The sequence below is a fragment of the Escherichia sp. Lx600-2 genome (assembly GCF_036662595.1).
Lineage (GTDB): Bacteria > Pseudomonadota > Gammaproteobacteria > Enterobacterales > Enterobacteriaceae > Escherichia > Escherichia coli.
Map to the genome: position 1 here is coordinate 1 of NZ_JAYQWM010000101.1, position 10,875 is coordinate 10,875.

Annotated in this window: 14 protein-coding genes and 2 pseudogenes; 8 read left to right on the forward strand and 8 right to left on the reverse strand. The window is 44.8% G+C overall.

The window, feature by feature from the left end:
* The first annotated feature begins 42 nt into the window (after window positions 1-42).
* Window positions 43-957 (forward strand): hemolysin HlyE, encoded by a 915-nt coding sequence (hlyE, locus tag OQV04_RS21285; RefSeq protein ID WP_247806828.1) that lies wholly within the window; start codon window positions 43-45, stop codon window positions 955-957.
* Between the two features lie 206 nt (window positions 958-1,163).
* On the opposite strand, the gene OQV04_RS21290 is transcribed toward hlyE, so the two are convergent.
* The 3 genes from OQV04_RS21290 to OQV04_RS21300 all read right to left on the reverse strand — a co-directional run bounded on the left by OQV04_RS21290 (window position 1,164) and on the right by OQV04_RS21300 (window position 2,726).
* On the reverse strand, window positions 1,164-1,610 hold the full coding sequence (locus OQV04_RS21290) for a YcgN family cysteine cluster protein (protein ID WP_001306825.1): 447 nt from the start codon (window positions 1,608-1,610) through the stop codon (window positions 1,164-1,166).
* Between the two features lie 91 nt (window positions 1,611-1,701).
* Window positions 1,702-2,361 carry a fumarylacetoacetate hydrolase family protein gene (locus OQV04_RS21295; protein WP_000284277.1) on the reverse strand — a complete coding sequence of 220 codons (660 nt, stop codon included), beginning with the start codon at window positions 2,359-2,361 and terminating at the stop codon, window positions 1,702-1,704.
* 71 nt (window positions 2,362-2,432) lie between these two features.
* A complete protein-coding gene (locus OQV04_RS21300; protein ID WP_001295992.1) occupies window positions 2,433-2,726 on the reverse strand; it encodes a YcgL domain-containing protein in 294 nt (97 codons plus the stop codon).
* A gap of 240 nt (window positions 2,727-2,966) precedes the next feature.
* Here OQV04_RS21300 and pliG point away from each other — a divergent pair, with 240 nt between their 5' ends.
* Window positions 2,967-3,368, forward strand: a complete 402-nt coding sequence (gene pliG / locus OQV04_RS21305; protein WP_000695220.1) for a g-type lysoyme inhibitor PliG — start codon at window positions 2,967-2,969, stop codon at window positions 3,366-3,368.
* Window positions 3,369-3,470: 102 nt separating this feature from the next.
* Here pliG and OQV04_RS21310 read toward each other — a convergent pair whose 3' ends face one another.
* Window positions 3,471-3,839: a YcgJ family protein gene (locus OQV04_RS21310; RefSeq protein ID WP_032280758.1), complete on the reverse strand. Its 369-nt coding sequence runs from the start codon at window positions 3,837-3,839 to the stop codon at window positions 3,471-3,473.
* A 519-nt stretch (window positions 3,840-4,358) separates the two neighbouring features.
* On the opposite strand from OQV04_RS21310, the gene minC reads away from it, so the two are divergent.
* From minC to minE, 3 genes are read left to right on the forward strand one after another with little or no spacing between them, the layout of a single operon-like run.
* Window positions 4,359-5,054 (forward strand): septum site-determining protein MinC, encoded by a 696-nt coding sequence (gene minC, locus OQV04_RS21315; RefSeq protein WP_032223756.1) that lies wholly within the window; start codon window positions 4,359-4,361, stop codon window positions 5,052-5,054.
* Between the two features lie 23 nt (window positions 5,055-5,077).
* Window positions 5,078-5,890, forward strand: coding sequence for a septum site-determining protein MinD (gene minD, locus OQV04_RS21320; protein ID WP_000101055.1), 813 nt, complete (start codon window positions 5,078-5,080; stop codon window positions 5,888-5,890).
* Window positions 5,891-5,893: 3 nt separating this feature from the next.
* Entirely contained in the window at window positions 5,894-6,160 is a 267-nt protein-coding gene (minE, locus tag OQV04_RS21325) for a cell division topological specificity factor MinE (protein WP_001185665.1), read from the forward strand.
* Between the two features lie 377 nt (window positions 6,161-6,537).
* Here minE and OQV04_RS21330 read toward each other — a convergent pair.
* The 3 genes and pseudogenes from OQV04_RS21330 to ymgJ all read right to left on the reverse strand — a co-directional run.
* Window positions 6,538-6,882, reverse strand: a pseudogene (locus tag OQV04_RS21330) (autotransporter outer membrane beta-barrel domain-containing protein); the annotation flags it as partial.
* A gap of 34 nt (window positions 6,883-6,916) precedes the next feature.
* Window positions 6,917-7,036, reverse strand: coding sequence for a hypothetical protein (locus OQV04_RS21335; RefSeq protein ID WP_001131446.1), 120 nt, complete (start codon window positions 7,034-7,036; stop codon window positions 6,917-6,919).
* Entirely contained in the window at window positions 6,997-7,182 is a 186-nt protein-coding gene (gene ymgJ, locus OQV04_RS21340; RefSeq protein ID WP_001328621.1) for a protein YmgJ, read from the reverse strand. Before ymgJ ends, OQV04_RS21335 begins: the two co-directional genes overlap by 40 nt.
* A gap of 100 nt (window positions 7,183-7,282) precedes the next feature.
* Between ymgJ and ymgI the strand changes: the two genes are divergently transcribed.
* The 3 genes from ymgI to OQV04_RS21355 are packed head-to-tail and all read left to right on the forward strand — an operon-like array spanning window position 7,283 to window position 8,141.
* Window positions 7,283-7,456, forward strand: coding sequence for a protein YmgI (gene ymgI, locus OQV04_RS21345; protein WP_000122462.1), 174 nt, complete (start codon window positions 7,283-7,285; stop codon window positions 7,454-7,456).
* A gap of 1 nt (window position 7,457) precedes the next feature.
* Window positions 7,458-7,802 carry a YMGG-like glycine zipper-containing protein gene (locus tag OQV04_RS21350; RefSeq protein WP_000726974.1) on the forward strand — a complete coding sequence of 115 codons (345 nt, stop codon included), beginning with the start codon at window positions 7,458-7,460 and terminating at the stop codon, window positions 7,800-7,802.
* 3 nt (window positions 7,803-7,805) lie between these two features.
* Window positions 7,806-8,141, forward strand: coding sequence for a YmgD family protein (locus tag OQV04_RS21355; protein WP_000979977.1), 336 nt, complete (start codon window positions 7,806-7,808; stop codon window positions 8,139-8,141).
* Between the two features lie 55 nt (window positions 8,142-8,196).
* On the opposite strand, the pseudogene ycgH reads toward OQV04_RS21355, so the two are convergent.
* A pseudogene (ycgH, locus tag OQV04_RS21360) lies at window positions 8,197-10,822 on the reverse strand (autotransporter YcgH).
* Window positions 10,823-10,875 lie beyond the last annotated feature (53 nt).

Here is a 10,875-nt window from a genome sequence, read left to right on the forward strand (position 1 = left end):
CACGGGAATATCTGCGGCAGCGGGCTTGTAATGGGTTAAGTGATAACAGATGTCTGGAAATATAGGGGCAAATCCAAGGTAGTTAAAAACGCAATCGAAACCGCAGATGGAGCATTGGATCTTTATAATAAATATCTCGATCAGGTCATCCCCTGGCAGACCTTTGATGAAACCATAAAAGAGTTAAGTCGCTTTAAACAGGAGTATTCACAGGCAGCCTCCGTTTTAGTTGGCGATATTAAAACCTTACTTATGGATAGCCAGGATAAGTATTTTGAAGCAACCCAAACAGTGTATGAATGGTGTGGTGTTGCGACGCAATTGCTCGCAGCGTATATTTTGCTATTTGATGAGTACAATGAGAAGAAAGCATCCGCCCAGAAAGACATTCTCATTAAGGTACTGGATGACGGCATCACGAAGCTGAATGAAGCGCAAAAATCCCTGCTGGTAAGCTCACAAAGTTTCAACAACGCTTCCGGGAAACTGCTGGCGTTAGATAGCCAGTTAACCAATGATTTTTCAGAAAAAAGCAGCTATTTCCAGTCACAGGTAGATAAAATCAGGAAGGAAGCGTATGCCGGTGCCGCAGCCGGTGTCGTCGCCGGTCCATTTGGATTAATCATTTCCTATTCTATTGCCGCGGGCGTAGTTGAAGGGAAACTGATTCCAGAATTGAAGAACAAGTTAAAATCTGTGCAGAGTTTCTTTACCACCCTGTCTAACACGGTTAAACAAGCGAATAAAGATATCGATGCCGCCAAATTGAAATTAACCACCGAAATAGCCGCCATCGGGGAGATAAAAACGGAAACTGAAACAACCAGATTCTATGTTGATTATGATGATTTAATGCTTTCTTTGCTAAAAGAAGCGGCAAAAAAAATGATTAACACCTGTAATGAGTATCAGAAAAGACACGGTAAAAAGACACTCTTTGAGGTACCTGAAGTCTGATAAGCGATTATTCTCTCCATGTACTCAAGGTATAAAGTTTATCACATTTAAAAATACAGACGTTTTTTAAAGATTGAGAGTTACCTGTTGATAATAAGGTATCGGGTAACTCTCATTATGACAGAGCGCTTTCAAAAACAGGGCTACGAAATGGCGAGCATCCAGACGTATATTAAGAAAGCCCCCATCAACATCTATTAAATTTATCACTGCGCCCAGTCAGGTTTATTTAAGATATGATCCTGCCAGTCAATCACTTCTGATTCTTTCACTGCGATATGACGCACAGAGATACGTTCACCATGCATTGCCGCTTTCGAACCAGTAAGCAGCGGATGCCACGCAGGTAAATCTTTACCTTCCGCCAGCAAACGATAAGCGCAGGTCATTGGCAGCCATTCGAATGTTGGCAGATTTTCACGGGTTAATTTAATGCAGTCGGGTTCAAACTCGAAACGACGTTCGTAGTTCCGACATTGACAGGTTTTAATATTGAGCTGGCGACAGGCGACGTTAGTGAAGTAGATTTCGTCGGTGTCTTCATCCATCAGTTTATGCAGGCAACACTGACCGCAACCATCACACAACGACTCCCATTCCGCATCGCTCATTTCGTCCAGGGTTTTACTTTGCCAGAAAGGTACATCGCTCATCAGGTGTTCCGCCATTACGTTAAAACGCACCTTATAACCAGTCTGGCACAGCGATGCAAGTTTTGCCGCCGCTTTCAGGCGGCAAAAAGTATTACAAAACGCGAGTTGTCAAAGAATGCCCATCGAAAGTGACTGTCAGCTCATCACCGCTTTGCAACGGGCCGACGCCATCAGGCGTGCCTGTCAGCACAACGTCACCAGCCTTGAGGGTAAAAAACTTGCTCATATAAGCGATCAGCGGAACGATTTTATGGATCATGTCCGCAGTCGTACCTTGCTGGCGTTGTTCGCCGTTTACGCTCAGGCCCAGCGTTGTATTTTGCGGATCGCCGGTGAATTCCGCCGCGGGAATAAACCCGGAAAGCGGACAAGAGTTATCAAACGCTTTAGCCTTTTCCCACGGCTGCCCGGCTTTCTTCATTTTTCCCTGAACATCACGCAACGTCAGATCGAGCGCCACGCCGTAACCGGCAATGGCTTTGCGGACATGCTCTTCCGTAGCCTGACGCAGCGTCGCGCCAATCAACACCGCCAGTTCGACTTCATGATGAACTGAACCGAAATCGGATGGGATCGCCAATGGCTGCCGCAGATCGCACAGTGCCGTTTCTGGTTTAATAAACAGCACTGGCTCTTCGGGCACTGCGCTGCCCATCTCTTTAATATGTTTGGCATAGTTACTGCCAACACAGACTACTTTACTCACCGGATAATCCAGCAGCGCACCTTGCCAGTTGTGATGTTGATACATAACGTTCCCCTCACCTTATCGTGGATATGAAAACCCGCGCCGACAAAGATAATGCCACCGCCGGATATCGGTTATTTGTTAGTGTCGTCTGTTTTCTGCCCCATGACGGAAAGATGTTGCTTCAGCAAATCTTCGGGTGGTGGCGGTAACTGCAAATAGTAACCTTGCTCGGTTAATGCCTGTTTAACCTTTTCAATATCGGCATTGACCAGTTTCTTCCGCCCATCCAGCGGCAGAATCATCGCTAACTGAGGCTGACCAAAACCTTTCATCAGTTCCTCAGGAACACGCGAAAAATCGTCTTTTTTTTCGACATATAAATAGGTCTGGTCACGCTTGCTGCTTCGATAAATCACACAAAACATACTTTTACTCTTTAAGATGCCAGGTTTTGGCATAAGCTAACATCAATGAAACCCGCGCCACAAGCCAGCCAGCTGTAGATTCTACGGTTTGTTGAGTCCATGCCCCCTTTATAAGTAATCCCCCCGGCAAAAATGCCGCGACGGGATTTTACCGAACGCAGGAAAGCCACTGGAATTCTCCCGTAATGGATTGTTATATTATAACAGTTCATCGTACTCATTCTGAACAGGAGACTACCAATGAAAATCAAGAGCATCAGTAAGGCTGTATTGCTGCTTGCACTGCTAACCTCCACGAGCTTTGCTGCGGGTAAGAATGTCAATGTTGAGTTCAGAAAAGGCCATAGCAGCGCTCAGTACTCCGGCGAAATAAAGGGATACGATTACGATACATATACCTTCTATGCCAAAAAAGGTCAGAAAGTGCATGTGAGTATCTCTAATGAAGGTGCTGATACTTACCTCTTCGGGCCAGGAATCGATGATTCTGTTGATTTATCCAGATATTCCCCAGAACTCGATAGTCACGGACAATACTCACTCCCTGCTTCTGGCAAATATGAGCTGCGAGTGCTGCAAACCCGAAACGACGCCCGTAAAAACAAAACTAAAAAATATAACGTCGATATTCAAATTAAGTAAATGTCAACCGACGGGGACTCTCCCCGTCATAAACGTTAACGCCCCACTCCTCTCTGTCGCTCAAGAGGTTAATGACGAATAGAACATAATGTAAACAAGACATCACTCACGACACATAAATAACATCTTTGTGGTGGTTTGATTGATTTTTCCACTCCGCTTACCATCTACACCAAAATAACGATCATCACGGCATAATTTTTCTTTAACATCGCAAAATACACCGTTAGCGAATGTAAATTCGCTGGGATCGTAGCCTTGTAATGATTGTAAGTTTTCAGCGGTTTTTTCGCCGAGATATTTCCTTGTTAACTCTGGGGAAATGCCATCTGAGTTCACACAAATATACGGGTCACAAACAATGCCGCACGCCGGAGATTGAAGTCCGCCAGCGTCATTTCCAGACGCCATTGATGAGAACATCATCCCCACACCTGACAATCCGATATAAAAAATACGCATCATATTCATAGCACATCCTGATAATCCAACCGTACAACACTTATGCTCATTTCATCATCAATCCGTAATCAAAACCGCTGACCTGGACGAGTTACGATGACCTGACAGAAGTATCAGACGTCTTCTGCGGTTTCTATGATAGAGCAATTCTGTGGCGGATATTAAGATAACGGGTATCTGTTCTTTAATGATGCTGCAAAAAATGGAAAGTTAAGAAAGCCTGGCATGGTGAAAAAATACACTTGCCTCAATACTGGATATTTAAACAGGTCTAAAGATGCTGTCACGATTAGGGTGCGGAAAAAGGAAGCGTAAATAAGAAGAATCAAAAGTACGACGGCAATGGGTTGATTGACAAGGGTATTTTTTAAGCTATGAATCAGCGCCATTTATCACAGAATAGACTTTTACTCTGAATAAATGGGAGGGTGACTTGCCTCAATATAATCCAGACTATAACATGCCTTATAGTCTTCGGAACATCATCGCGCGCTGGCGATGATTAATAGCTAATTGAGTAAGGCCAGGATGTCAAACACGCCAATCGAGCTTAAAGGCAGTAGCTTCACTTTATCTGTGGTTCATCTGCATGAGGCAGAACCTAAGGTTATCCATCAGGCGCTGGAAGACAAAATCGCTCAGGCCCCCGCATTTTTAAAACATGCCCCCGTTGTACTCAACGTCAGTGCACTGGAAGACCCGGTAAACTGGTCAGCGATGCATAAGGCGGTTTCGGCAACCGGTTTGCGGGTTATTGGCGTAAGTGGCTGCAAAGATGCGCAACTTAAAGCCGAAATTGAAAAAATGGGGCTGCCTATCCTGACGGAAGGAAAGGAAAAAGCGCCACGTCCAGCTCCCGCACCGCAGGTTCCAGCGCAAAATACAACGCCAGTCACAAAAACGCGTTTAATAGATACCCCGGTGCGTTCCGGTCAGCGTATTTATGCTCCACAATGTGATCTGATTGTTACAAGCCACGTTAGCGCTGGGGCCGAATTGATTGCCGATGGGAACATTCATGTCTATGGCATGATGCGCGGTCGTGCGCTTGCAGGGGCAAGTGGTGACCGGGAAACGCAAATATTTTGTACGAACCTGATGGCGGAATTGGTGTCCATCGCAGGTGAATACTGGCTGAGTGATCAAATCCCAGCAGAATTTTATGGCAAAGCGGCGCGACTGCAGTTAGTCGAAAACGCTTTGACCGTTCAACCGTTAAATTGATCCCTTTTTAACAAGGAATTTCTATGGCACGCATTATTGTTGTTACTTCGGGCAAAGGGGGTGTTGGTAAGACAACCTCCAGCGCGGCCATCGCCACTGGTTTGGCCCAGAAGGGAAAGAAAACTGTCGTGATAGATTTTGATATCGGCCTGCGTAATCTCGACCTGATTATGGGTTGCGAACGCCGGGTCGTTTACGATTTCGTCAACGTCATTCAGGGCGATGCAACGCTAAATCAGGCGTTAATTAAAGATAAGCGTACTGAAAATCTCTATATTCTGCCGGCATCGCAAACACGCGATAAAGATGCCCTCACCCGTGAAGGGGTCGCTAAAGTTCTTGATGATCTGAAAGCGATGGATTTTGAATTTATCGTTTGTGACTCCCCGGCAGGGATTGAAACCGGTGCGTTAATGGCACTCTATTTTGCAGACGAAGCCATTATTACCACCAACCCGGAAGTCTCCTCAGTACGCGACTCTGACCGTATTTTAGGCATTCTGGCGTCAAAATCACGCCGCGCAGAAAATGGCGAAGAGCCTATTAAAGAGCACCTGCTGTTAACGCGCTATAACCCAGGCCGCGTAAGCAGAGGTGACATGCTGAGCATGGAAGATGTGCTGGAGATCCTGCGCATCAAACTCGTCGGCGTGATCCCAGAGGATCAATCAGTATTGCGCGCCTCTAACCAGGGTGAACCGGTCATTCTCGACATTAACGCCGATGCGGGTAAAGCCTACGCAGATACCGTAGAACGTCTGTTGGGAGAAGAACGTCCTTTCCGCTTCATTGAAGAAGAGAAGAAAGGCTTCCTCAAACGCTTGTTCGGAGGATAAGTTATGGCATTACTCGATTTCTTTCTCTCGCGGAAGAAAAACACAGCCAACATTGCAAAAGAACGGCTGCAGATTATTGTTGCTGAACGCCGTCGCAGCGATGCAGAACCGCATTATCTGCCGCAGTTGCGTAAAGATATTCTTGAGGTCATTTGTAAATACGTACAAATTGATCCTGAGATGGTAACCGTACAGCTTGAGCAAAAAGATGGCGATATTTCTATTCTTGAGCTGAACGTGACCTTACCGGAAGCAGAAGAGCTGAAATAATCCCGCTGTAAAAGCGCATTTATCTTCAAGGCAGAGTTATCTCTGCCTTGAGTTTTTCATCCCTCTCATCCACGTTGTGGTAAAGCGGCGAGTATTCTTGCTGATACTCCTCATTGCTATTTCCACCTCCCCCTTTACACCTTAAGGATGTTCCCACGCACAAAAAAAATGTTTATGCCTGGTTGAGTAAATAACCTTATTGTTGGTATGGATATACTGGGAGATGATAACCCCGCAATTTCATTATTCATTATTCATTGTTCTCCCATAGGATGAGGTTTCCCGCCGTAACTGGCGGGCTTTTTTTACCCCAGAATTTTCTCTTTTAACATCCTGTAAACGAAAACTGTGCCGAAGTGCAGTTTAATCGTTGATGGTCAGAATGACCAGTTCACACCAGCCACCGCGTTCCACGGGGATTCCACATCGGCACCGTTGCTATACCCCACCCCGAGATGCCCGCTTAACGTACTGCTGAATGAGGCTTTAATACCTGCCTGGTATATTCCACGTCTGCCCGACAAATCATTGACGAAATTACCGTCATTATTCACTTTCACCCGGTTATCATCGACAAATTCTTTGCGCACAGCCGCCTTCAGCCACGGCTCAACTTCCATACAGTTCCCCAGACGCATGTTGTAACTCAGCGTTGCACCCAGTTCACGATATATACTGCGGGTATCGACTGATTTCGATTCCATGCCATTGGATAAATGATAGTAGCGTCTAAGTGACCTTAGCTCGGCTGCAACATCAGCCCGCAGGCACCAGACCAGGGGATTCATCCTGAAGAGACAGCGCAGGTGTATTGTGTTCACCGCTCACCAAAGACATCATGATGAAATGATGATATCCCGCATAAGAAAGAGGCATTTTTTAAACGCAGTGCGCTGAAGTGTAGTTGGATAAAAAATCACTCTTTTCAGATAATACTGTCGTACGCTTATCTTTCGACAATGAGGCCGTCGGCAAAATAAAATGACTAATGTAATCGTTGCTGATGAATATCTTCTGCTCACATAAAAATCACACAATAATATTGATAAATCAGATTATCTTACCATTACAACATTGCGTTAACAGTCAATGACACTTCTTGAATAAAAATATTGTCAATCAATGAGTTATTCCTCATTTAAGATTATTCTCATTCACGTAAAAAACATAATTCCTATCATCACAGCCACGCTCATTTTGAATTATCTGAATAATAGCGAGCGTTCTTTAGTTAAGCAGATCTTAATTGAAGACGAAATTATTGTGTGTGCAACTTACTTAATACCGGACATCTAAGTTGAAGAAAAAAATACTTGCCTTCGGGCTTATCTCAGCATTGTTCTGCTCCACGCCAGCGATGGCGGATATGAACCGCACCACGAAAGGTGCATTGCTAGGCGCAGGCGTTGGATTACTTACTGGCAATGGTGTTAATGGCGTACTGAAAGGTGCAGCTGTTGGCGCTGGTGTTGGTGCAGTAACAGAAAAAGGCCGCGACGGTAAAAATGCACGTAAAGGTGCAAAAGTGGGTGCCGCCGTTGGTGCTGTCACTGGCGTTCTGACCGGCAATGGCCTCGAAGGGGCGATTAAAGGTGCCGTGATTGGCGGTACGGGTGGTGCAATTCTGGGTAAAATGAAATAAGGAATGATGATGAAAAAATTTGCTTTACTGGCGGGCCTGTTTGTTTTCGCACCAATGACCTGGGCGCAGGACTACAATATTAAAAACGGTTTGCCGTCAGAAACCTATATTACTTGCGCAGAAGCCAACGAAATGGCAAAAACTGACAGCGCACAGGTTGCAGAAATTGTTGCGGTAATGGGTAATGCCAGCGTTGCCAGCCGTGATTTAAAAATTGAGCAATCTCCGGAACTGAGCGCCAAAGTGGTAGAAAAACTGAATCAGGTTTGCGCTAAAGACCCGCAAATGCTGTTGATCACGGCAATTGATGACACCATGCGTGCTATCGGCAAAAAATAATATTTCATATGTTACCGCGTCGATGAATTCGACGCGGTATTTTAGCTAACGGGGATCAGAACTTATATTTCAGGCCCACCATCACTGCGGTGTCATTGTAGCCATTATCACCCAGCTGCACGCCCACATTACCCCAGACGCTGGCCGCCGGATTCAGATTGCCATTTACGCCAAGTTTAATTTCCCCCAAATTACGCGCCCCGTCTTGTTCGACTTTCACGCCGTTCATTGAGACAGCAAAATCTTTACTGTTATGGATCCAGTTCATTTCAACAAAAGGTTCAAAGTCGTCACCGTGCGGACCGCTGTTTTTCTCCTGAGTACGAATAAAAGTGCGGAAACCAAGTCGGGTCTGGATGTTGTTATTTGCGTCATTCTCAATACGTGAGCCATTGGCTTCGGTGTGCGCATTATGATCGACGCCCATCCAGATAGCCTGTGCCTGTGGCTGGAAGATCCACGTATATTTCGCCGCTTCCAGACCAAAGGATTTATTCAGGGCAAAGCCGTAACCCGCTTCCAGCGAGACGGTTGCGCCTTTCGCGCTATAGGATTCATAGGCTAATTCATCCCCTTTCACCGAGTTTTTAAACCAGCTATATTGCGCCCAGGCGTCAATGTATGCGCCTTTTTTACTGATGTCATCGGCAAACCAGGTGGCATACAGCCCTGCGCTATAGCCTCTGACACTCCCTTTCGAACGATAATCCGACACGCTGGAATGAGTTGAGTTGTAGTCGCGGGCATAACCAGCCATCACTCCCAAACGCCAACTGTCACTGTCGGTAAAACCACCGGTTAACAGATCGGCCCCTAACTGCGAGACGTAGCGATGCGAGGTCGTTCTCAACTGTCCGTTGCTGTCACGCCAGGCATTATGCCCGCCAATTTGACGTAGCCAAAGTCGGCTTGAACGCTCCTGTTCAGTTACAGGATCGATGTAGCGCGTTTCACCTGCACGGTCATTCAGACGCATAACAAAAAGAGTGTTAGCGGCTGCCAGGTTGGCGACGTAACTTCCAGCTTCGGGGCGCAGGACGGGGGTGGGCGTTTCTGTTGATTCTGAATTTCCCTCTGAGCTGTTATCCTCCTCATTCACTGACTGATAACTTGTCAAATACCAGTTTTTGCCTTGTTGTTTTAGTTGATATTCGAAAGCTCCAGCTGCAATCCTTGCATCACCTTGTCTGAAGGCATCTGCTGGAGATTCATCGCCATTCACAGTTATGAGTTCGATCCCATTTAGCGTGGCCGCGCCGCTTCCTCCAGCATTTTTCACATAGACGGTAGTTGAACCCGAAGTATTACCCTCCACAATAAGTCTATCCGTAGCTGATTTATCATCACCTAATACAGTGCGGATATTAAGCTGACCATTATTACCGACATAATTACCTTTTACGGTTAACGTTTTTCCCTGGGTAAATGTTTGACCATCATCATACGAAAGATTGATAATACTGTCTGAATTAGTCAGATGGGTAACAACGGAGTCATCTTTCATATTCCAGATTGTGTTTTCTGAAAGCTTCAGCGTGGTTGTGCCGCTAACGAGTTTAGTCGCTCCATTTAGAGTAGAGTTGGACGAAATTATGTTTAAGTCACCCCCAGTATTATTAACCAGAATATTATTACCAGGCGTGATAATACTTCGATTAAGGATGCTTAAATTCGTTGTAGTTTTGTTAACATCAATACTATCCAAAGCACTTGAAAGTTCAACACTTGATAGTGCTATTTTGGCATGAGAATCGATATTTGATGCATCAATTGATATTCCTTTATCTTTTACTGATACCGCGGTGACATTGGAAAAAAATAACTCTCCACCATTGTATATTTTTGCAATGGGGGCTTTAGTGCCTGTTGTTGTAATAGAACTATTTTTTATATCAATGTTACCTTGTCGAATAGCAACTGCATAACTTCCATCAGCCACAGTTTCAAGTGCCACATAATCTAAATTAATATATGCTTTTTTCCCATTAGCATAAGCACCATAGCTATTAATGCCATTAGTTGTTATGGAACCACCATTCATTTTTAAATCAGCACGGCTAATAACTTCGTAACTGTTAGAATCACTAACTTCATCATCTACAGCATCGACACATGTTCGAGACTCTCCAGGTCTTGAACATGCAAGAACACCTACTGCATTTTCCCCAGAGGTAACAATGATCGTTTTATCTGTGGTTTCAAGACGAGTGTTATTTTCCACATTTCCAGAATCATTAACCTGACTTAAAAGTCCCGCTGAATATGCCCCCCCCCGTCTCGACTAAATTATCACCATTCATAACGATGGTGCCACCAAATTCACTGACTACTGCGCTGGCTGTTATCCCTCCATTAACATCTTGGTTATTTTCTTTGTTAGATACGCTTCCAGAGGTCTTAATATCGCTATCGCTTATATATAATACTTTGTTTTGACTATCAACAGAAATACCATAAGATCCATCACCACTAGTCATCACACTGGCATTATTTATATATCCAGTTACACCGTCATCCACTTTCACAGCATGGCTTTCGTCTTCAGTGGTTAGATATTCTTCATTACTTTTCAAAGTATTATCTTTGATTTGAATCGGCGATTCTTCATCGGTTATATAGGAAATTATACTATAATCATCCAACAATTGTGTTGCATATGCATTACCCACCGTTTTGGTAATCTGAACTCATAGGTTATTTGACCAGGAATGTTTGTTAATCCAATGAATGGATG